The following is a 20,157-nucleotide window of genomic DNA, read 5'->3' on the forward strand; positions in this document are numbered from 1 at the left end:
CCCTTTTACTGGAAGAGAAAGACACTTTTAATCTTGTCGAATAACGTATTAATTAAAAATGCAACGTGAAATAAAATAACGACAAAACCGACGAGGATAACCCAATTCGCAATATCCTCTCGCTTTAATTCTTTTAGCACGGTATGAATGAAAGCTAAAACTATGCCGATTCCGGCGATTTGAAATATTAATCCAACATCAATGGACATCGCCTTTCTCCCTCCTATAGCAGTAAAATTACGATAAGTAGCCCCGCTAGTACCCCCAAGCTCTTAATCATTTTTTCATATTGTAGTTGTAAAGCTTTCGCTTCTTCTTCTTCTCTTTCTAAATGTGTAATACATAAGCGAATATGTTTTTGCTGTGACTCACGATCATGTTGTCCGAGCGTTTCACCAAATTGTTGCAAAATCTCATACTCAGTTTGTTGAAATGCTGTTAGCTTCCAATTTTCTTTCAAACTATCTATCCAAGCTTCTCTTACTGTTTGGTCTCCGCTTTCTAGCCTTCTAGCGAAACTTTGAAATATCCAATTTAACGGCTTCGGCATTTGTTTCACTAATCGCTCAGCGGCTTCAGACAATGGTGTATGCCCATACATAATTTCTGCCTCTAATGATTGCAGTGCCGCTTTTAATAATCTAAGTTGCCTTGGTCTCTCACTGTATCTTTTAGCGTATGAAAACCCGAAAAAGGTGCTGACCGCAACGATTAACACTGCACCAAATATTTTCACCATACGCCCTCAGCCTTTCTATGAGGTAATACCGGTTTTCCATATTTATCTTTCACTTGCATAACTGTTCCTGGCCCTCTTGCTTTTGATAGTTCCACAAACCTATCAAATATACCGAGCTCCAGCACCGCCTTTAGTGATGGGCGTTTCACAACATCGTCATAAGAAAATCCATGTGCACTTATAAAAAGCTGCACCCCTGCATGCACCGCTTCCATAATCGCTTCACTATCTTCTTTACGTCCGATTTCATCTACAATCAAAATATCTGGACTCATAGAACGGATCATCATCATCATTCCTTCAGCTTTTGGACATGCATCTAACACATCTACTCGTGCGCCAAAGTCATATTGCGGGATGCCCTTCACACAGCCAGCAATTTCTGACCGTTCATCAACAATCCCCACTTTACAAGAAGGAATTTCCGAAGCACTTACACCTTGACTCATGCAACGTGCTACATCTCTTAAAAGTGTTGTTTTCCCCGTTTGCGGCGGGCCAATTACCATCGTATTTAACCATCGTGATTCATACAAATACGGCAAAAGTGGTTCAGCAATTCCAATTTTTTGACGAGCAATACGAATATTAAAGGAAGAAACATCTCGAATCATTTTCACTGCGCTTTTTTCTGTAATGACTTTTCCTGCTAAGCCGATTCTATGCCCACCTCGAAGTGTTACATACCCACGCTTTAATTCTTCTTCCATCGTATAAATTGAGAATTGACTTAACTTATTCAATAAGTAAATAGCATCCTCTGCTGTAACAACATAGTCATAAAAAAATACTTCACCATGAGCAATACACTCTAGCGGTCTTCCAATTCGAACACGGATTTCCTCTAGAGCATCGTACTGCTTACAACTTTCCACTAACCGCTTCATCGTTTTCGGTAAAACTTCTAATACTTCTTTCATCAGCTTCGCCCCACTATACTCGACTTACTTATTTCAACAACGCGATAAAAATGCAGCCAATTCCAAGCGCTAGAAAAAAGAGTTTTAAGAAAGAAATCTCACTTGCCACACTCGCTATGCCTATTGTCATTGTTAAAATTAATACGGTCGGTCCAACAAACGCCAACATACCATTTATAAACAATGCCTTCTTCGCATCATTCACATAGAGCATAAGCAAAGCGGCGAATATTTCCGCGCTACCTGAAAACAACCGAAGCAGCCCCATTACAAGCACAGATGTTTCCATTGCCGCTAGCCACTGTTTCATTCTCCCACCTTCTCCCATAACGGTTACTAGTGCGTATGCTAAAAAAGAATATATTTGTACAACCATATGCAGAGGTTGTCTATTTCAGAATTAAAAACATAATTTTTCTCTATCACCCTTAAATAATTTGAATATCCTTAATCCAGATGGTATTTTATGGTATATTCATTGAAAAGGAGGAGGGAAAATATGAAGATATTAAAAATTAGTTTAACTGTCGTAGTAGAATTAGCTCTTATTTATCTTTTTTCATTATTGGTCGGTTGGTCATTTATGGAGGCCTTTTTCCTTGGTAGTTTAGCGATATTCGGTGCAATTTGGCTCATTGCTTTAAATATAAACCGAAACGCCAACATTGATCACACTATATATAAAACAGGTACGGTAAAACCTTTTCAAATGACATGGAGTCCTTACACAACAGGTGCTGCTAGTCTTACAGCTTTCAGCTTTATAATAACCACTATTTATTATCTACCCTATTTCCTATAAAAAAAGCACTCGTGATAATCACGAGTGCTTTTCTACTATGCACGAGAAACGTATTTACCTTCACCAGTGTTGATGATAAGCATTTCGCCTTCGTTAATGAAGATTGGTACTTGTACAACAAGACCAGTTTCTAATGTAGCTGGTTTTGTTACGTTAGAAGCAGTATCACCTTTAATACCTGGCTCTGTTTCTGTAACTTGTAATTCAACTGTGTTTGGAAGTTCAACACCAAGTACTTCGCCTTGGTAAGTCATAATAGATACTTCCATGTTTTCTTTTAGGAATTTAAGCTCGCGCTCGATTTGGTTTTCACCAAGTTCGATTTGCTCATAAGTTCCGTTATCCATAAATACATGAGCCTCACCGCTTGCATATAAGTATTGCATACGACGGTTTTCGATGTGTGCTTTTTCTACTTTCTCACCTGCACGGAATGTTTTCTCTTGAACAGAACCTGTGCGAAGGTTACGTAGTTTAGAACGAACGAATGCAGCACCTTTACCTGGCTTTACGTGTTGGAAATCAAGTACTTGCCAAAGGCTATTATCCACTGAAATTGTTAAACCTGTACGAAAATCGTTTACTGAAATCATGTAAAAAAATCCTCCTGTGTATTACAAAATAATAAGTTCTTTTGGTGATTTCGTAATTACTTCATTACCTTCACTTGTTACAATGATATCATCTTCAATACGTACGCCGCCAATACCTGGAATATAAATACCTGGTTCTACTGTTACAGCCATACCTGGTTCAAGTACTGTATCAGAACGGAACGCTAAACCTGGTGCTTCATGGATTTCAAGACCGATTCCATGACCAGTAGAGTGTCCGAAGTATTCGCCATATCCTTTTTCCGTTATGTAATCGCGCGTTAGCGCATCCGCTTCACGGCCTGTTAAACCAGCTTTAATACCGTTCACACCACGTAGTTGTGCTTCTAAAACGATATTATAAATTTCTTTCAATTTATCAGATGGTTCACCAACTGCTATCGTACGAGTAATATCAGAGCAATATCCTTTGTAATAAGCGCCGAAGTCTAATGTAACGAAATCTCCTGTTTCTATCACTTTTTCAGATGCCACGCCGTGCGGTAATGCCGAACGAAGACCTGAAGCAACGATAATATCAAACGAAGAAGATGTTGCTCCTTGTTTTCTCATGAAAAATTCAAGTTCATTTGACACTTCAATTTCAGATACTCCCGGGCGAATGAATGATAGAATATGTTCAAAGGCAGCATCTGCAATCTGTGCAGCTTCCTTTAATATCTTAATCTCTGAATCAGTCTTTATCAAGCGTAACTTTTCTACAAGCCCAGAAGTTGGGATAAATTCAGCATCGATTGCTTCTTTATGCGCTGAATAAGAACTATATGTAAGGGTATCTTGCTCAAAGCCAAGCTTTTGAATTCCTAGTTCTTTCACTTGCTTTGCAACTTCATCAATGATTAGTCCTGCATGCTGTACAATCTCGTATCCAACCGCTTGTTTAGTAGCCTGCTCTACATAACGGAAATCTGTAATAAATTGAGCACGTTTTTTCGAAATCAGTACAACACCAGCTGTTCCTGTGAAGTTAGCCATATATCTACGACTATGTTCATTTGTTAACAAAATACCGTCAATACCAGCCTCATCAAATGCACTTCTTAATCTTTCGATTTTCTCCATTACTTTATGCCTCCCTCAATTTCTCCATTAATGCAAATAACGCTAACTTATAGCCATAAAAACCAAATCCAACAATTTGTCCCGCACAAACAGCTGCCGTCACAGATTCATGACGGAACGACTCACGCTGGTGAATGTTAGAAATATGTACCTCAATAACAGGAATCGAAATGCTCGCAATTGCATCTCGAATCGCATAGCTATAATGCGTAAATGCTCCCGGATTTAAAATGATCCCTTCATATATATCTTCCGCCTCATGAATACGATCGATAATCGCACCTTCATGATTCGATTGGAAACATTCTAACCCCACTCCCATTATTTCTGCTTCTTGCTTCATATCTGCTTCAAGTGTCGCTAGCGTGCCCTTTCCATATACATTTACCTCCCTGACACCGAGGCGATTTAGGTTAGGACCGTTTACGAGGAGTACCTTTTTCATATGCTTAAAACTCCTTAATATTAAATGTCTATACAACATTTTAACATAGGAGTTACTTATTTGAATAGTTTGTCTTCTCTCCCCCTTCTCGCTCGGCCTGATTAGTATTTACTGCGTAAGCAACAGAGTATGCTATAAACACACCATACAATATAAAAATGCATATCGTCGTCACAATTGTTTCTTTCGGTAAATGGAGTGCGCTTTTAATAGCAGGCGCTATCAACCCCATTCCCAAAAATAATAACGCCCACCAAAATAGACCATAAATCATCCCTGGAAGAATCCCTTCAAATTTTGCCAAAAACGCTTTATACAAGAAGGCAATTAAAATCGAAAGTAGTCCCATACAAACAATTCCTGACACATTGCCCCATACCCCTTCTTTCCAACTTCCAAAGGCAAACGGTAAAAGTAAATAGTTCGGTCCCGCTTCCGTAAATGAAAATATATGAAGGAAATACCATATCCCTCCCCAAAAGAGTCCACCAAATAAACCAATTTGTACAAAATTCCTTGTTCCTAATTGTTCTTGACTCACATCGACACCTCCGCTTAATAGTATGTCCGAAACTATTTTGAACCATGTTTAAATACTGCGAAATTTGTCTATAAAAAGAATAAGAAATGTCCGACTCTCGTAACATTTTTCCTTGTCATATACTTGTATTTGTCGATAAAATAAAGGAAACTCGGTGATTGTCTTATTTCAAAACGACAGAACCCAGTATGACAATTGCCTCTTTTTCTACATAAGAGAGAAACAAATACAGGTTGGTGTTAACATGGCAGAAGAGTCAAAACAAATATATGGCGGGCAAGCAGTCATAGAAGGAGTTATGTTTGGCGGTAGAGAATATACTGTTACAGCGGTTCGTCGTAAAGATAAATCGATTGAATTTTATCGATTACCACGCGTTCGTAATAAAGTATTATCTATCCTAAAAAAAATTCCATTTTTACGAGGGATTGCCGCTATTGTGGATGCAAGTGCGAACGGCGCAAAACATTTGAACTTTGCTTCAGAACGATTTGATGTCCACCCAGAAGACGACGAACAAATTGCAAATAAAAAAGAAGAACAATCGAAGTTAACGATGGTATTAGGAGTTGCAGCAGTTGGCGTTTTATCTTTCATATTTGGTAAAGTCATTTTCACAGCAGTCCCTGCACTACTAGCTGAATTAACGAGACCGATTTTCCCATCTCATACAGGGCAAATCTTTGTCGAAAGTGTCATTAAGCTCATGCTATTATTGAGCTATATATACTTTATTTCTTTAACCCCACTTATTAAGCGGGTCTTTCAGTACCACGGTGCGGAGCATAAAGTAATTAATGCTTATGAGAATAATCTTTCACTGACTGTAGAAAATGTACAAAAACAAACTCGCCTTCATTATCGCTGTGGCAGTAGCTTTATTATATTTACAGTCATTATCGGAATGTTTGTTTATTTCCTTGTCCCTACAGATCCACTGTGGGCCAGAGTCGTAAACCGAATTTTATTAATTCCTGTCGTTCTTGGCATTTCTTTTGAAGTGTTACAATTTACGAATCGATTACGCGATATTCCAGTATTACGCATACTTGGATATCCCGGATTATGGCTACAACTATTAACAACGAAAGAACCAACAGATGATCAAGTGGAAGTAGCTATTGCATCGTTTGAAGAATTATTACGTTTAGAAAACAAACAATAATTATTTAAAAATGGTGTTCAACTCCTTTCCTCATCGTTAATATACTAATTTTAATATATGTTTTTAGGAGGTGTTCCTTATGAACGGTCGTTCGTTTACTTTCGCTATATTTGTGCTTATTATCGGATTAGCAATATTCGGCCTTGTTTCATCTGTCATTACAGATCCAATGGGAGTGTTAAGAAATATTGGTATCATGTTGGCTGTCGTTGGTATCTTTTATCTACTCTACAAAATGTTTACAAACTCTAGCGGTTCTGCAAATTCGCAAAGCTCTTATAAGCGTGCTGCAAAACAATCGAACCGCAAACATGGGAAACAAAATGTAGCACCCCTAAGCAATTCTTTCTTTAAATCAAACGCTTCTAATGACAAAGGGAAAAAAGGCACTCCTTCCACTTTGAAGCGTAAAAGAAAACAATCCCATTTAACTGTCATTGAAGGTAAAAAAAACAAAAAGAAAGACCGTGCTTCCTTTTAGGAAATACGGTCTTTCTTTATATTTTGCAGTACTTCTTTCAGACTTTTATCTTTCATACTTTCAATTCGAAGGTGATGATTTTCAAAGGGTAAATTCCGTGTCACATCATTAGGTACAACAACGCATTTTAATCCGGCTGCAATCGCTGCTTGCAATCCGTTTAACGAGTCTTCAAATACAACAGCCTCAGATGGATCAATCCCTAAATCTTCTATCGCAACTCGATAAAGTGCTGGGTCCGGTTTTACCTTTTCAACATCTTCTCTCGTTTTAATAACTTCAAAATAATCTCGAATGTGTAGCTCTTCCAAAAAAGGAATCACCCATTCTCTAGATGAACTAGAAGCTAACGCGATTTTTAATCCCATTTCTTTCGCTTCTTCTAAGTATTCTTTTACCCCGTCGCGAGATTCTGGTATTTTCATTTTCTCTTTATGTAAAGTTTTCACTTTTTCTTTTAATGCATGCTTGTTAAACTTCTCTTTTAATTGCTCATTTAAATATGCATACAGTACATCATCTGTCGTCCCAATACATTTTGCAAATTCCTCTAAAGGTAAATCTCCACCATACTCACGAACGGCGTCTCTGAAAGAGTGAAACCATATTGTTTCTGTGTCCACAATTAATCCATCAAAATCAAAAATAATTGCTTTCATAATTCTCCCATCCTTTTCGATTGAAATAAAAAAGGAAACGACATACGTTCCCCTTAATTGCTTTTCTCTTCATTTGCCTTTTGAACACCACGAAGGGTTTCCACCCGAACCTCATCTTGTTCAAAGTATTGCACTAAATCACCAATGCGGTCAATTGCTTCCCAACTTAAATGATGTTCAATTCCTTCTACATCATTGTAAATCTTACTTTCATCCACACCGATAATACGCATAAATTGCTCTAACAATTCATGACGATATACGAGACGTTCTCCGATTTTTTTACCTTTTGATGTTAATACAAGCCCTCTATATTTTTCATAAATTAGATATTCATCTTTGTCTAATTTTTGCACCATTTTTGTTACAGAGGATGGATGTACACTAAGCGCTTCAGCAATATCAGATACGCGGGCATAACCCTTTTCATCAATCAACAAATAAATTTGTTCAATATAATCTTCCATACTAGGGGTAGGCATCGGTTTCCTCCATCCAATTTCATTTTGCTCATTCCGTACGAAGCAATCAATAAAATGATACACCAGAAAGAATAACGTGACAAGCTGAAAACAAGCCTAAATATATAAAACAAAAAAGAATCTGTATTTGTATACAGACTCCTCTTAAGTAAAGTATTGTATTTCTGCATCAGGAAAAAACTCATATATATAACCTCTTATTGTTTCTTCTAATACTGCTGCGTCATCTTTTTTATATACGTATTTCCCAATGCCGTATCGTCCCCATTTATATTTTCGTTTCTCTTCATCCATCTCAAGCTTCGTACTCGGATAACGCTCTTGAATAACCTTTTTGGCTGGCTTTGTAAAGCGATGTTGAATTAATTCAAATGTTAAATTCGGTATGGACAAATCCTTTAGTGCATTGTACAGTCGCTCAAATAGTTCTCGGTATCCTTCTTCCCATCCATCATGCATATAAAGTGGCGCAACTATAAAGCCAAGTGGATAACCCGCGCCTGCTACTTTACGAGCTGCTTCAATTCGCTCTTCAAACGGTGACGTCCCCGGCTCAAAATTTTTAATCACATATCGTGAATTAATACTAAACCTAAAACGAGTTTTCCCGTTATGTTTTGCATCTAACAAATGATCAACGTGCGAATATTTCGTAACGAAACGTAAACGCCCGTATTCACTTTCTCCAATAAACTCTATCGCTCGCTTTAATGCATGTGTTAAATGATCGATTCCAACGATATCCGATGTACAAGCCGCTTCAAATCTTGTTATTTCAGGTGCTCTTTCATCCATATATTGCTGTGCCTTCTCAAATATTTCATCAAGATTCACATACACGCGAACGTAAGGCTTACTCCCAAGTGTCGTTTGCAAATAGCAATAATGACAATGTCCCATACATCCTGTTGCAAGCGGAATTGCATATTCAGCTGATGGCTTTGACGTATCAAACTTTAATGTCTTCCTCACCCCAACGACAAGCGTTGCCTTTGCATTGCGATACTTTTGCAAATCATTTTCACCTGGCAAATTTCTTATTTGATTATGAGATGTCGTTTCACGAATTTCTAATCCCATCTTTGTAAACTTCTCATACAGCTCTTTTCCAAGTGGATATTCGAGTGCCTTTGGTTCAAAGTAAACAAGTTTTGGCATAAACGGTTTCATATACTTCCCTCCTCTCGTTAGTATGGGGAACGTAGAAAAATTAAAACGCATTAAAGTTTTCCACCTCAGTAACTTGCGTTGCAAGTTACTGAATGTTATAATTTGGATAACAGCTACCTTGCACAGCAAGTTACCTGAGTAAAAGGTGGTGAAATCATGCACAGCCAAATGTTAAAAGGTGTACTAGAAGGTTGCATCCTATACATTATTTCACAAGAAGAAGTGTACGGATATGAACTGAGTGCAAAATTATATAAACACGGATTTACATTCGTAAGCGAAGGAAGCATATATCCGTTATTGTTACGTATGCAAAAAGAAAAATTGATTGAAGGAACATTAAAAGCCTCCTCACTTGGTCCAAAACGTAAATATTATCACGTAACCCATAAAGGATTAGAGCAGCTTGAAGAGTTTAAACAAAGCTGGGGAATGGTTTCAACAACGGTGAACAATTTATTACAGGGGGAGTGATGAGGATGAATGCACAAGACATGATTAAATTGAACAACAAACAACGCGAACTTCTAACACCTGAAAATGAAGTTGCTTATAGCGATATGCTAGTTTATCTTCGTTTATCTAATGTGCCAGAGCAACAAGTAGAAGAACTATTACTAGAAATATTAGACCATCTCATTGAAGCACAAGCAGAAAATAAAAATGCTTATGACATTTTTGGTGATGACTTACAATCTTATTGTGATGAACTCATATCGTCTTTGCCGGTTCAAACAATGTTAGAAAAAACTTCTTTAATTGGCTTTGTTATTTGCTTACTTCTGGCTATACAGTTTGGAATAGACACCATTGCTTCTCTTTTCATTTTCTTTTTTGAAAAGAATACCGAAATAATAAGTCCACCTTTTAGTATCCTTGGAACTACTTTGTCTGTTTCAATAATTATACTAGGTATACTATTCATTTTATATTTATTAAAGCGGTACTCCTTTGATCAGAAAATGAATTGGAAAAGAAGAATTCTATTTGGATTCGCATTTGCTATCCCATTTTGTTCCGCTATATTCTTAAATATTTATTTTAAAAAACAACCTTATCTCATTTATCATCTAACCTTTTGGCAAAACGCTTTAATCGCTATCCTATTTTATGCTTTATATAAATTCCTATATAAAAAATCTAATTTTTAACAGCCCTTCAAAAGGCTGTTTTTCTTCTGTCTAATTTTACAAATTGAAAAATTTCATAAAGAAAATAAGAAAAATGCAAAATAATTAAAGTTAATTGTTGACGTGATGCTTTTATTATCGGTATCATAAATCTTCGTGAGCAATTATTTTTCGTTATACGATTTTTTTATTATTACTGAATTTTTGAGAGGAGAAATTAGATGTCAGTTAAGAAGAAAACGCAAGTACGCACCGGCAAAATGGTACGTGAACTAATGTTAGCAGACGAAGATGTAAATGCTTCGCTAATTATGGTATATAGTGAAAACGGTGTAAACGCAGAAATTAAAATCGAGGGCTTAACGCCGAAATGTAACGAAGAATTATTTTTGAGCGGAAACGTGGATTGGAACAAGAGTGTTATTTATAAAATTGTTGATTTCACTGGAAACGCTGAAGTTGGTAAAGTTACATTAACAGCGATGAACAAAAATAATGTTTCTCTAGAAATAGAACGCGTTATGTGGAGTAAAGAAAATAAAGAGGCTGCTGAACAAGAAGAAACAGTTGTAGAAACTACTCCGAAAAAAGAAGTAGTTGTAGAAGCTCCAAAAGCAGTTGCACCTGCTCCAAAGCCTGTTACACGTGTGGAAACACCTGCTACAGCACCTAAGCCTACTCCGGCACCGACACCGAAGCCAGTAAGTGTAGAAGCAGCTGTAGAATTATCTACTCCAGCACCTGTGAAACGAGAAGTACCAACTCCAGTTACAAAGCAAGAGACAGCACCGGTCGCGCCTGCAAAACCGAAGCAACCTGCTTTGACTGAAACAAATTCAAAACTACAAGAAAATTATGTGAAACTCGTGAAAAAGACAATTGAAGTTTGTCAAGATTACGAGCTTGGCATCGACATAGATGATTCTATTGAAAGCTTAAAAGAAGAACTACAAAGCCAAGGTATTAGCGTTACATTTGACAAAGAAATTATGGACGTTGTCAATCGCCTTCGTTCTTTACAAGATAAAGGAATCAAAGTAGAAAAAGTACTTAATTTACTATAAAAAAATAAGAGGCGGCAATTGCCACCTCTTATTTTTTATAATTCCATTCTTTACTTTCATACTTTTCTTTTGCTAATGTTTGCACTTCATGTAATTGTTCTTCTGTTAATTCATACGGAACAAGCTCTACATCTAATCCTTTTTCAAACCCAACCTCAAACGCTTTAATTAACTGCTCGATTGTAAACGTACGGTCTGTTAATTCATTAATTGCTACCGCTTTAGAAGAGAACATACTCTTCATACGTTCTTTTACACGTTCATTCGGGAATAAAAACAGATCATATAACTCATCTAAATCTATTTCTAACGGAATCGACCCGTGCTGTAAAATAACACCTTTTTGACGTGTTTGCGCACTACCTGCGATTTTTCTTCCTTCTACTACAATTTCATACCAAGACGGCGCATCAAAACATACGCCTGAGCGTGGATTTTTTAAATTTTCACGATCTGCTTCTGTTTTGGGAACTGCATAATACGCTTCTAGCCCTAATGCTTTAAAACCATCTAGTAAACCTTGCGAAATAACACGATACGCTTCTGTAACTGTTTTTGGCATATTCGGATGATCTTCAGACACAATAACACTGTACGTTAATTCTTTATCATGTAGTACACCCCTACCGCCTGTTTGACGACGAACGAATCCATATTTCTTTTCGTTAACTACATCCATATTAATATCTTTTTCAACACGCTGGAAATACCCGACTGTTAATGTTGGTACTTCCCATTCGTAAAAACGAATGGTTGGTGGCATTTTCTTTTCACTTTGCCAATTTAATAAACATTCATCTAACGCCATATTAAATGCCGGTGAACATTGACCAGAGTTAATATAACACCATTTTTCTTTTCCCATCCTGCACCTCATATAACCAATTATTTTTCACATTCTCTAGTCTACCAAATTCGACAAAATTTGTGAAAGAATACGAAATTTCTTCTTATATACAAATGAATCTGTTGCATAAATACATACGGGCATTATAATATTGAAAGTAGGATAAGAAAAAAGGGAGCGATAGAATCGTGTCAACAACTTGGATTATTTTATTAGCCGTAATCGTAGCGTTCATCGGTTACACTGTATGGATGTATTTCTATCAGAAAAAATTAATTACAACACTTTCAGAAGAAGAGTTTCGCGCTGGCTACCGTAAAGCACAGCTTATCGATATTCGCGAAGCAGACGAATATACTGCAGGGCATATTTTAGGCGCACGTAACATTCCGTTATCACAAATTCGCCTTCGTCATAAAGAACTTCGTAAAGATCAACCAGTTTACTTATACTGTCAAAGCGGATTCCGTACTGGTCGTGCGGCTCAATACTTAAAGAAACAAGGCTACAAAGATTTCTACCAATTACAAGGTGGATTCAAAACGTGGACTGGGAAAATTAAAAAGAAATAATAACATACAAAAACTAGCTGAATGTTTCAGCTAGTTTTTTCATTCCATATTATTTGCAATGTATACTAAATTTTTCTTAATCACATCTTTATCATTTTCTTGTGCATTACGATACAGCAGCTGATATTCAAGTCCTTTCTCTTTCCATATAAGTGCAGCAAATTCATCTCCTCGCTCGGAGTCATCCTTATTTTTAAAATAAGCGAATGCTCCATTATGCAATTTCATTTGTTCTTGAAATCGCTTCTCTTCCACGAGATCTGGAAAACTATAAGGAAAGTTCGCAACATTTAACTCAATATATTCATTTCTACCTGACTCCTGCTGTTTATATTTAATCATGACAACAGCCTTCTTTTTTCCAATCTTTCTGACTTCCCCCTTCACATCACTCGTAATGTCATACGGTAAAAACGCTGGCACTTTAAATTTCACTGGAAAATATTTTGGAAGCTCCTTCAGCGGAATTGGATCCGTAACACGATCTATAGTTCCTCCTGTTGTTCCTACAAATTGTTTTTCTTCTTGTATCGTTTGCTGAAACGAACATGAACTTAGTACGAAACTAGAAAACACGAAACAAATGATCCTTTTTTTCAATTTGTTTCCGCCCTTTCATACCGCCCTCTTAACGAACGAAGCGTTTATATGCTCTTCATATTCGCTTCGCCACCAAGCTCCACCTTTGAAAACTTTCCACGTTATTCTCACACATTTTGACAAAACTATTTTGCAAACAAAAAGACCTCTATCATTCTTACGCCCAAGTGAAAAGGTTACGCGAATAAAAAGAAGCCTTATTCATACCATAGTTTGTGAAAAGCTTTTCAGGTCAAGATTTTTTCATTCTTATTATTTTCCCTTTATAATAAGGGCAAGAGGTGATACATATGGCCAATATAAAACAAATTGCAAAAACCGCTGGTGTATCCATATCAACTGTTTCTCGCGTCCTTAATAATCACCCTTACGTAAAAGAAGAAAAGCGTAAGCGGGTTCTCGATGCTGTTGAAGAATTGAACTATGCCAAAAATATAAATGCTATTCATTTAATAAAGGGAAAAACATATACGATCGGTGTTATGCTCCCTTTCATTAACCTTCCATACTTTAGTACCATTATTGAAGGAATCGGCAACGAAGCGTTAGCAGCTGGATATCACATTAATTTATGTCAAACGAATTACGATAGTATCGAAGAAATTCGTGTTCTTGAAATGATGAAAATGAAACAATTCGACGGGATGATTATTTGCTCTCGAACGAGTTCATGGGAACAAATTGAACCTTTCGCAAAATTTGCTCCTATTATTTCATGCGAAAAAATGAAACACCCCCTCATTTCATCTGTCTACGTAGATCATTATGAAGGCTTCCGTCTCGGCACCGCCTATTTACTCAATAAAGGCCATGAAAAAATCGGGATTTGTTTAGCAAGAAAAACAAGTGTAAATTCCATGGAACGTGAAAAAGCGTTTGCTGATACACTTCGTAACGAAGGCAAAACGTTACATCCCGAATGGATTTTTCATCAATGCTATACAATGCAAGACGGTGCACAAATACTCCATCGTATTTTAAACATGAAAAATCGTCCAACCGCTATTTTTACAGCGAACGATCAAGTTGCAGCGGGTTTATTAACAGAGGCTCGAAAACAAGGTCTTCGAGTACCCGAAGACCTTGCTATCCTTGGATTTGATAACCATGAAATTTCAAAGGCGTTAGAAATTTCAACAATTGAACATCCCGGTCTCGAAATGGGCTCACATGCGTTTTCTTTATTCCATAAACAAATCCAAAGTGAGCAAATTATCGGGAACGCAAAAGAGCTTTCATTCCATTTAATTGAGCGAGATACTGTCTAAAAGGAGCGTTACCTATAGCGCTCTTTTTCAGCTCTTCACCTATTGACTTTATATTTTTAATTGCATATAATGAACCTAACGAACGGTAGGTAGGGGATGAAAATGACAGCAAACCGCATTAAAGCTGTAGCACTTTCTCATTTCGCGCGCTACGGCTACGAAGGAACTTCATTAGCAAATATTGCTCAAGAAGTTGGGATTAAAAAGCCATCGATTTACGCACACTTTAAAGGAAAAGAAGAGCTATATTTTATATGCTTAGAATCCGCTCTTCAAAAAGATTTACAAAGCTTCACTGACGATATCGAAAAATTTTCAAATTCGTCTACTGAAGAATTGCTCTTACAGTTACTAAAGGGCTATGCAAAACGATTTGGTGAAAGTGAAGAATCCATGTTTTGGTTACGAACTTCCTATTTTCCGCCTGATGCATTTCGCGAACAAATTATTGAAAAAGCGAATGCGCACATTGAAAACGTCGGAAAACTTTTATTCCCTATATTTAAACAGGCAAACGAGCAAAGTGAACTGCATAACATTGAAGTGAAAGACGCTCTGGAAGCTTTCCTATGCTTACTAGACGGACTTATGGTTGAACTACTATTCGCAGGTTTAAATCGCTTTGAGACTCGTTTAAACGCCTCTTGGCAAGTATTTTGGCGTGGACTTTCAAACTGACGGATTGCTCCTTTGCAATGCGTCGTTTTTAAGCCCTTTACCTAACGACTGGTAGGAAGGAGAAATGACATATGGCATGGATTTATGTAATCTTAGCTGGTATTATTGAAATCTTTTGGGTAATTGGATTAAAACACGCGGAGGCTCCACTTGAATGGGCTGGTGTTGCGTTATTAATTACAATTAGTTTCGTCTTATTATTTAGAGCTTATAAAGATTTACCTGTTGGTACTGTATACGCAGTCTTCACTGGAATTGGAGCTGGCGGAATCGTTCTTACAGAAATTTTCGTTTTCGGAGAGCCATTCTCTATCGTAAAAGTATTATTAATCGGTTTAATTTTCTTTGGCGTAATTGGTTTAAAACGAGTAACAGAAGAAAAAGAAGCGAAGGAGGCCGCATAAAATGGCTTGGGTATTTTTAATTCTAGCTGGTATTTGTGAGATTATTGGTGTACTCTTTATGAAAGTAGCCACTGAAAAGAAAGGCTGGGCACCAAAAGTTATTTTAATCGCTAACTTCGGCGTAAGCTTCTTCTTCTTATCCCTTGCGATGAACACATTACCGATGGGAACTGCTTACGCGATTTGGACTGGAATCGGAACTGCCGGAAGTGCACTTCTAGGCATCCTTATTTTCCGCGAATCAGCAGATTGGCGTCGTCTTGCTTTCTTAAGCTGCATTCTATGCGGCGCTGTTGGCTTAAAACTATTAAGCTAACGTGAGGTGAATGTCATGTGGAGAGAAAAAGGGAAGCAACTGTTAGCATGGATCACACTTGGTATCGTCATTCTATTACAAATAAGTTTTCACATAATAGAATGGTTGTTTCATAAAGTAGTATCCATTCTCACATTCCTTCCTAACATGACACTTGAAATGATATCAATCGTTTGGTCCATTATTGCCTCCATTGCAATCGTCATTATATGGAGTATCGCCAAACTATGGAATAAGTTATTTAAAAAGGACAGTTCTTCTGAAAAAGAATAACTGTCCTTTTTTATATTCATTCAGACTTTCTATAAAAGTTTGATGTGATAAGACAAAACAGACCGACTATGGCAATACTTATACCAACCCCTTTATGCAAACTTGGAAATAGTGGTGGTATATTAGAATAAAAATTTGCTAATATGAGACCGATTGAAAATAAAAATACCCCTATTCTATATAACCATTTTCTTTTGTTCATCATTCTCCCCTCCTAAAATTTTTCATACACTCCTTTCTTTTGGACATACTACCTAAAAAAGGAGTGGATAATATGCAAAATTCTATACATAAGCAAATCCTATTTTTATTTTTCCTCTTTCTTATTCTCGTTATCGTTTTCAGCTTTATATTACATACTCCAAAAGATGTTGTACCGAGTAACCTCTCTGTTTATAAACTTTTACTTTCCTATTGTCGTTATTGAGGAAGGTGCCTTTTATAGGGCACCTTTTAAAATTCTCTCTTCTCATACAATTTCACTGAAACGAAGATAGATATTATAAACATGCATATTGAACTAATGAATAACACGCTGTTGTATAGTTGAATTTGTTCTAAGTCGATTTGAAACAAAGCTTCTAAAACAACTATCGGTGCCATGAATATTACTATCGTAATGAAAATAGTTTTCTTATACCCTAGCCAAAAGGATATTGGTAAAACAAAGCTTAAATACACTAAAATAAAGCTAATACTAGCAACCATTGTCGTTTCAATAAACTCAAATAAGTTAACCCCGCTCTTCATTCCCATCGTGAAACAACCGACCGTTACACTTATAAAAAGAATAATAATTGCTACTATATATTTCGCATACACAATATGTTTTTTCAATATTGGTAAACTATTTACTATGACTTCACTCTCATTTTTACTATCTGCTTCATATGTTTTTACTGTTGCTCCAATTGTAATAATTACCGACATAATTATGAACAGATTTTCCGTATCTGTTAAGGCCATATAAAAGAAAACAGGATACAGTATGTACCAAATTAAAAACTTCCATTGAATGATGAAATCTTTTAAAATTAGTTGTTTCAAAACTATTCCCCTCTCTCTTACAAATCACGTTCACTATACAAATTAATTGAGAGTAACATAGACATGATATATAAAAGAAGCAGCCCAGCTATAACACAAACATTTACGGCTAAACTCGTGCTCCAAGCATTCTCTACATCTAACCATTCACTACTTACAATTACTCCACTTAATCCACCAACTATAACTCCCATAAAATAAGCAGCCTGTTTCGAACTGCTATATTCTACCGAAAATTCAATTGGGAGTACGATCATGCTATAAACTAATCCTCCCGTTATTCCACCAAGAATCGCTCCCCACAGCATAAATCCAGTTATATGTTCATTTTGCAACTGAATTAGCCCCACTAAAAGTGAGAAAACCACACCTAAAAAAACTAAAATGCTTACAAATATGTATTTTGCTATGACAATGTCTTTACGATCAAACGGTAAACTATTTAATATCTTTTCACTCTTACTTCTAGCCTCATAACTCGTCGACCATATTGTTCCAAGGATAGGTATAGATATGCTAAGCTTCAAAAGAAAATTGTCGCTACCAAAATCAACAATTGTAAGGAAAAACAAACATATAAAACTAATAAATCCTAACTTTCTTTGCAACATCATATCTTTTAAAACTAGTTGCTTGATCATGTATTACACCTACTAGTGGCATTTTGCGACATTGAACATTTTTTCTTACTAATCAAATGCACAATTGTTAAAACTCCTTTTCTTTAAAAATCGCGATTGAAAAAAGCATTGAGATTAAATAAGTTAAACATGCCACTATACTTAAAATACTTATAACCAGCATCATATCTGAAGATCGAAAAAACATTAACAGAAGCCTTTCATCAGCAAATATATTGCACATAAATCCTAACAAACCTATTAGAAGAAAAAATATAAATCCCCCAAGGATAGTAACTGTTCGCTTATCCCCACTGTATTTTATAGGAAGGATCATAACAGCATAAAGAACAGAAAAGAAAATAGCTATAAATAATGCATACCACGGAATATTTATATTTTCTTTTAATATAAATATAGGTAGTACAAAGAAAACAAATGTAACGATTAGACTAAATACAATAAAAGATAGTGTCGATATGTATTTCGCAATGACAAGATCTTTCCTAGTAAAAGGTAAACTGACTAACACTTTTTCCGTACTATTTTTCTCTTCATTTGATAAAGAGATTGAAATCATCAAAAGACATATAGCAAAACAAACATATGCTAATTGAAATGGTTCTATAGTGTTTTGGAATGCTCCGTATATTGGTAAGATTAAATAGATAAGAAGCATTTTTCTTTGTAAGAAAAACTCTTTCAAAATTAACTGTTGCATACAATTCCTCCCCTACAAATCACGAGCTTCATAAATTTTAATTGTAAGAAACATAGAAGCGATATAAATACTGACTAATGTAATGAATCCAACTATGAATATGCTAAGATGTAATGGATTCATAATCCAATTTATAAATGGTGGTGTTGCTTTGTTCAGATCGTCACTAATAAACATCCAAAGAAGTACACCAATCCCCATCGCTACGGCTGATACTATACTTCTCACGACCTTTGATTTTGTACCATAATAACTAGGAAAAAATGTCGCCACAAATACTAAAGAATAAATTACTCCACTTACCACTACATACCATGGAATTTCAATATAAAAATTAGGATGATATACACCAATATCACCAATAACAGCGATACCTCTTAAAAGGAAAACAATTATTATAGTTGAAACCATGGCACTAATAATAAATACTGCACAGGTAATATATCTAGCAATTATGATATCCTTTCGGCTTAGCGGTAAACTATTTATAATAATTTCACTTTTATTCCTTTCATCCATAAAGGTTAACGTCTTAACGGAGGAAAGAGTTATAAATAGACAACTCATTGGAAACAAAAATTCACCACTTGGCTCTAACATAAAAAACAAAAGAGGCATAACAAAATTCACTAACCACATCACCCGAAAAAAGAACAAATCTTTATAAATGAGCTGACGCATAGGCACCTCTTCCTTTCGCGGTGTAAACGATAATATCATCTAATGTAGGCTTTTCTAGTACAACCTCATTTCCAAACCAATCTATGATTGCTTGTTTATCATTCGCTAAACCTTCAAAACCAAACTTATTTTTTCGTAATCCAACAAATAGTTCTTTTCCTTCTCGGTCTAATAAATCATTACTCCCTTTTACGATTACGTAGTTTTCCATTAAATCGTCTTTCTCACCAGTAAATATAATTTCTCCATCGTTGATGAACGTAATATAATCTGCGATACGCTCTAAGTCTGTTGTAATATGAGTTGAGAATAATACAGATACTTCATCTTCCATTACAATTTCTTGCAGCATATCAAGTAATTCACTTCGAACAACTGGATCTAATCCTGCTGTCGGTTCATCCATAATGATAAACTCTGCGTGATGCGAAAGCGCGATGGCAATCGCAAATTTCATTTTCATCCCTTTTGATAATTCTTTAATTTTTTTATACTTCGGAACTTGTAGTCTATGCATATACGATTGATACTGCTCTTCGTCCCACTTTTTATATAACGGTGCAATAATACGTTTCATTTGTTCACACGTTAAATCTTCGTAGTAATGATTTTCATCATATACAAAACCAATATTTTGTTTTATCTCCTTTTCAGCTTTCTTATTGTCCTTGCCAAAAATTTTTATATCGCCGCTATCTTTTCGAATTAAGTTCATAATCATTTTGATCGTCGTACTTTTCCCTGCCCCATTCGGCCCGACAAATCCCATGATATATCCGCGTGGTAATGTAAAACTTATATTTTTCACTGCAAAATCTTGATAACTTTTACAAACGTTTTTTAGCTCTAACACCCT

31 protein-coding genes are annotated in these 20,157 nt (G+C 36.0%); 12 read left to right on the plus strand and 19 right to left on the minus strand.

All coding sequences use genetic code 11. The annotated features are described in order from the left end of the window. Nucleotides 1–5: 5 nt before the first annotated feature. Genes spoIIIAC through Q9B79_RS10055 form a run of 4 tightly spaced genes read right to left on the minus strand, consistent with a single transcriptional unit; the run spans nucleotide 6 to nucleotide 1,969 of the window. Nucleotides 6–209, minus strand: a complete 204-nt coding sequence (spoIIIAC, locus tag Q9B79_RS10040; RefSeq protein WP_000020914.1) for a stage III sporulation protein AC — start codon at nucleotides 207–209, stop codon at nucleotides 6–8. Between the two features lie 14 nt (nucleotides 210–223). After that, nucleotides 224–739, minus strand: a complete 516-nt coding sequence (gene spoIIIAB, locus Q9B79_RS10045; protein WP_000238694.1) for a stage III sporulation protein SpoIIIAB — start codon at nucleotides 737–739, stop codon at nucleotides 224–226. After that, complete coding sequence (gene spoIIIAA / locus Q9B79_RS10050; protein WP_306183860.1) at nucleotides 733–1,659, minus strand: stage III sporulation protein AA; 927 nt, start codon at nucleotides 1,657–1,659, stop codon at nucleotides 733–735. The genes spoIIIAB and spoIIIAA overlap by 7 nt, the downstream gene beginning before the upstream one ends. A gap of 28 nt (nucleotides 1,660–1,687) precedes the next feature. After that, nucleotides 1,688–1,969, minus strand: coding sequence for a YqhV family protein (locus Q9B79_RS10055; RefSeq protein WP_000816054.1), 282 nt, complete (start codon nucleotides 1,967–1,969; stop codon nucleotides 1,688–1,690). A gap of 189 nt (nucleotides 1,970–2,158) precedes the next feature. Here Q9B79_RS10055 and Q9B79_RS10060 point away from each other — a divergent pair, with 189 nt between their 5' ends. Then, a complete protein-coding gene (locus Q9B79_RS10060) occupies nucleotides 2,159–2,461 on the plus strand; it encodes a hypothetical protein (RefSeq protein WP_306183862.1) in 303 nt (100 codons plus the stop codon). A 35-nt stretch (nucleotides 2,462–2,496) separates the two neighbouring features. Here the strand turns inward: Q9B79_RS10060 and efp are convergent, their stop codons facing one another. The 4 genes from efp to Q9B79_RS10080 are packed head-to-tail and all read right to left on the minus strand — an operon-like array spanning nucleotide 2,497 to nucleotide 5,123. After that, entirely contained in the window at nucleotides 2,497–3,054 is a 558-nt protein-coding gene (efp, locus tag Q9B79_RS10065) for an elongation factor P (protein WP_029439892.1), read from the minus strand. A 21-nt stretch (nucleotides 3,055–3,075) separates the two neighbouring features. After that, nucleotides 3,076–4,137 carry a Xaa-Pro dipeptidase gene (pepQ, locus tag Q9B79_RS10070; RefSeq protein ID WP_000411048.1) on the minus strand — a complete coding sequence of 354 codons (1,062 nt, stop codon included), beginning with the start codon at nucleotides 4,135–4,137 and terminating at the stop codon, nucleotides 3,076–3,078. Nucleotides 4,138–4,141: 4 nt separating this feature from the next. Next, nucleotides 4,142–4,582, minus strand: coding sequence for a type II 3-dehydroquinate dehydratase (aroQ, locus tag Q9B79_RS10075; RefSeq protein ID WP_306183865.1), 441 nt, complete (start codon nucleotides 4,580–4,582; stop codon nucleotides 4,142–4,144). A 52-nt stretch (nucleotides 4,583–4,634) separates the two neighbouring features. Then, nucleotides 4,635–5,123, minus strand: coding sequence for a YqhR family membrane protein (locus Q9B79_RS10080; protein WP_306183866.1), 489 nt, complete (start codon nucleotides 5,121–5,123; stop codon nucleotides 4,635–4,637). A 244-nt stretch (nucleotides 5,124–5,367) separates the two neighbouring features. On the opposite strand from Q9B79_RS10080, the gene Q9B79_RS10085 reads away from it, so the two are divergent. After that, on the plus strand, nucleotides 5,368–6,288 hold the full coding sequence (locus tag Q9B79_RS10085) for a DUF1385 domain-containing protein (RefSeq protein ID WP_306183868.1): 921 nt from the start codon (nucleotides 5,368–5,370) through the stop codon (nucleotides 6,286–6,288). A gap of 79 nt (nucleotides 6,289–6,367) precedes the next feature. Continuing rightward, complete coding sequence (locus tag Q9B79_RS10090) at nucleotides 6,368–6,769, plus strand: SA1362 family protein (RefSeq protein WP_001978909.1); 402 nt, start codon at nucleotides 6,368–6,370, stop codon at nucleotides 6,767–6,769. Here Q9B79_RS10090 and Q9B79_RS10095 read toward each other — a convergent pair. The 3 genes from Q9B79_RS10095 to splB form a co-directional block, all read right to left on the minus strand. After that, nucleotides 6,766–7,428: an HAD family hydrolase gene (locus Q9B79_RS10095; protein ID WP_306183871.1), complete on the minus strand. Its 663-nt coding sequence runs from the start codon at nucleotides 7,426–7,428 to the stop codon at nucleotides 6,766–6,768. The genes Q9B79_RS10090 and Q9B79_RS10095 overlap by 4 nt on opposite strands. Nucleotides 7,429–7,481: 53 nt before the next feature. Then, a complete protein-coding gene (mntR, locus tag Q9B79_RS10100) occupies nucleotides 7,482–7,910 on the minus strand; it encodes a transcriptional regulator MntR (protein ID WP_001143076.1) in 429 nt (142 codons plus the stop codon). 144 nt (nucleotides 7,911–8,054) lie between these two features. After that, nucleotides 8,055–9,080 (minus strand): spore photoproduct lyase, encoded by a 1,026-nt coding sequence (gene splB / locus Q9B79_RS10105; protein ID WP_372339545.1) that lies wholly within the window; start codon nucleotides 9,078–9,080, stop codon nucleotides 8,055–8,057. A gap of 156 nt (nucleotides 9,081–9,236) precedes the next feature. On the opposite strand from splB, the gene Q9B79_RS10110 reads away from it, so the two are divergent. From Q9B79_RS10110 to Q9B79_RS10120, 3 genes are all read left to right on the plus strand, one after another. Further along, nucleotides 9,237–9,554, plus strand: a complete 318-nt coding sequence (locus tag Q9B79_RS10110) for a PadR family transcriptional regulator (protein ID WP_306183875.1) — start codon at nucleotides 9,237–9,239, stop codon at nucleotides 9,552–9,554. Between the two features lie 5 nt (nucleotides 9,555–9,559). Next, nucleotides 9,560–10,231, plus strand: a complete 672-nt coding sequence (locus Q9B79_RS10115) for a DUF1129 domain-containing protein (protein WP_306183877.1) — start codon at nucleotides 9,560–9,562, stop codon at nucleotides 10,229–10,231. A 200-nt stretch (nucleotides 10,232–10,431) separates the two neighbouring features. Continuing rightward, on the plus strand, nucleotides 10,432–11,274 hold the full coding sequence (locus Q9B79_RS10120) for a hypothetical protein (protein ID WP_306183879.1): 843 nt from the start codon (nucleotides 10,432–10,434) through the stop codon (nucleotides 11,272–11,274). 28 nt (nucleotides 11,275–11,302) lie between these two features. On the opposite strand, the gene Q9B79_RS10125 is transcribed toward Q9B79_RS10120, so the two are convergent. Further along, nucleotides 11,303–12,139: a lipoate--protein ligase family protein gene (locus Q9B79_RS10125; protein WP_000514079.1), complete on the minus strand. Its 837-nt coding sequence runs from the start codon at nucleotides 12,137–12,139 to the stop codon at nucleotides 11,303–11,305. 170 nt (nucleotides 12,140–12,309) lie between these two features. On the opposite strand from Q9B79_RS10125, the gene Q9B79_RS10130 reads away from it, so the two are divergent. Next, on the plus strand, nucleotides 12,310–12,693 hold the full coding sequence (locus Q9B79_RS10130; protein WP_000108655.1) for a rhodanese-like domain-containing protein: 384 nt from the start codon (nucleotides 12,310–12,312) through the stop codon (nucleotides 12,691–12,693). A gap of 39 nt (nucleotides 12,694–12,732) precedes the next feature. Here Q9B79_RS10130 and Q9B79_RS10135 read toward each other — a convergent pair whose 3' ends face one another. Next, nucleotides 12,733–13,269 (minus strand): DNA polymerase III subunit delta, encoded by a 537-nt coding sequence (locus Q9B79_RS10135; protein WP_306184801.1) that lies wholly within the window; start codon nucleotides 13,267–13,269, stop codon nucleotides 12,733–12,735. A gap of 314 nt (nucleotides 13,270–13,583) precedes the next feature. Here Q9B79_RS10135 and Q9B79_RS10140 point away from each other — a divergent pair, with 314 nt between their 5' ends. From Q9B79_RS10140 to Q9B79_RS10160, 5 genes are all read left to right on the plus strand, one after another. Continuing rightward, nucleotides 13,584–14,561, plus strand: a complete 978-nt coding sequence (locus tag Q9B79_RS10140; RefSeq protein WP_029439903.1) for a LacI family DNA-binding transcriptional regulator — start codon at nucleotides 13,584–13,586, stop codon at nucleotides 14,559–14,561. A 96-nt stretch (nucleotides 14,562–14,657) separates the two neighbouring features. After that, on the plus strand, nucleotides 14,658–15,239 hold the full coding sequence (locus Q9B79_RS10145) for a TetR/AcrR family transcriptional regulator (protein ID WP_002181118.1): 582 nt from the start codon (nucleotides 14,658–14,660) through the stop codon (nucleotides 15,237–15,239). Between the two features lie 71 nt (nucleotides 15,240–15,310). Beyond that, entirely contained in the window at nucleotides 15,311–15,643 is a 333-nt protein-coding gene (locus tag Q9B79_RS10150; RefSeq protein ID WP_000312349.1) for a DMT family transporter, read from the plus strand. Nucleotide 15,644: 1 nt separating this feature from the next. Beyond that, nucleotides 15,645–15,959: a DMT family transporter gene (locus tag Q9B79_RS10155; RefSeq protein WP_000312623.1), complete on the plus strand. Its 315-nt coding sequence runs from the start codon at nucleotides 15,645–15,647 to the stop codon at nucleotides 15,957–15,959. Nucleotides 15,960–15,974: 15 nt separating this feature from the next. Beyond that, on the plus strand, nucleotides 15,975–16,232 hold the full coding sequence (locus Q9B79_RS10160) for a DUF3975 family protein (protein ID WP_306183885.1): 258 nt from the start codon (nucleotides 15,975–15,977) through the stop codon (nucleotides 16,230–16,232). 16 nt (nucleotides 16,233–16,248) lie between these two features. Here Q9B79_RS10160 and Q9B79_RS10165 read toward each other — a convergent pair whose 3' ends face one another. The 6 genes from Q9B79_RS10165 to Q9B79_RS10190 form a co-directional block, all read right to left on the minus strand. Further along, nucleotides 16,249–16,437 (minus strand): hypothetical protein, encoded by a 189-nt coding sequence (locus Q9B79_RS10165; RefSeq protein ID WP_080470802.1) that lies wholly within the window; start codon nucleotides 16,435–16,437, stop codon nucleotides 16,249–16,251. A gap of 248 nt (nucleotides 16,438–16,685) precedes the next feature. Then, nucleotides 16,686–17,279 carry an ABC-2 transporter permease gene (locus Q9B79_RS10170; RefSeq protein WP_306183889.1) on the minus strand — a complete coding sequence of 198 codons (594 nt, stop codon included), beginning with the start codon at nucleotides 17,277–17,279 and terminating at the stop codon, nucleotides 16,686–16,688. 17 nt (nucleotides 17,280–17,296) lie between these two features. Then, complete coding sequence (locus Q9B79_RS10175; RefSeq protein WP_306183891.1) at nucleotides 17,297–17,920, minus strand: ABC-2 transporter permease; 624 nt, start codon at nucleotides 17,918–17,920, stop codon at nucleotides 17,297–17,299. Nucleotides 17,921–17,987: 67 nt separating this feature from the next. Then, nucleotides 17,988–18,620: an ABC-2 transporter permease gene (locus Q9B79_RS10180; RefSeq protein WP_306183893.1), complete on the minus strand. Its 633-nt coding sequence runs from the start codon at nucleotides 18,618–18,620 to the stop codon at nucleotides 17,988–17,990. 12 nt (nucleotides 18,621–18,632) lie between these two features. Next, a complete protein-coding gene (locus Q9B79_RS10185; protein WP_306183894.1) occupies nucleotides 18,633–19,301 on the minus strand; it encodes an ABC-2 transporter permease in 669 nt (222 codons plus the stop codon). Continuing rightward, nucleotides 19,282–20,154, minus strand: a complete 873-nt coding sequence (locus Q9B79_RS10190; RefSeq protein WP_306183896.1) for an ABC transporter ATP-binding protein — start codon at nucleotides 20,152–20,154, stop codon at nucleotides 19,282–19,284. The genes Q9B79_RS10185 and Q9B79_RS10190 overlap by 20 nt, the downstream gene beginning before the upstream one ends. Nucleotides 20,155–20,157 lie beyond the last annotated feature (3 nt).

The organism is Bacillus sp. MHSD_36 (assembly GCF_030757775.1).
GTDB lineage: Bacteria > Bacillota > Bacilli > Bacillales > Bacillaceae_G > Bacillus_A.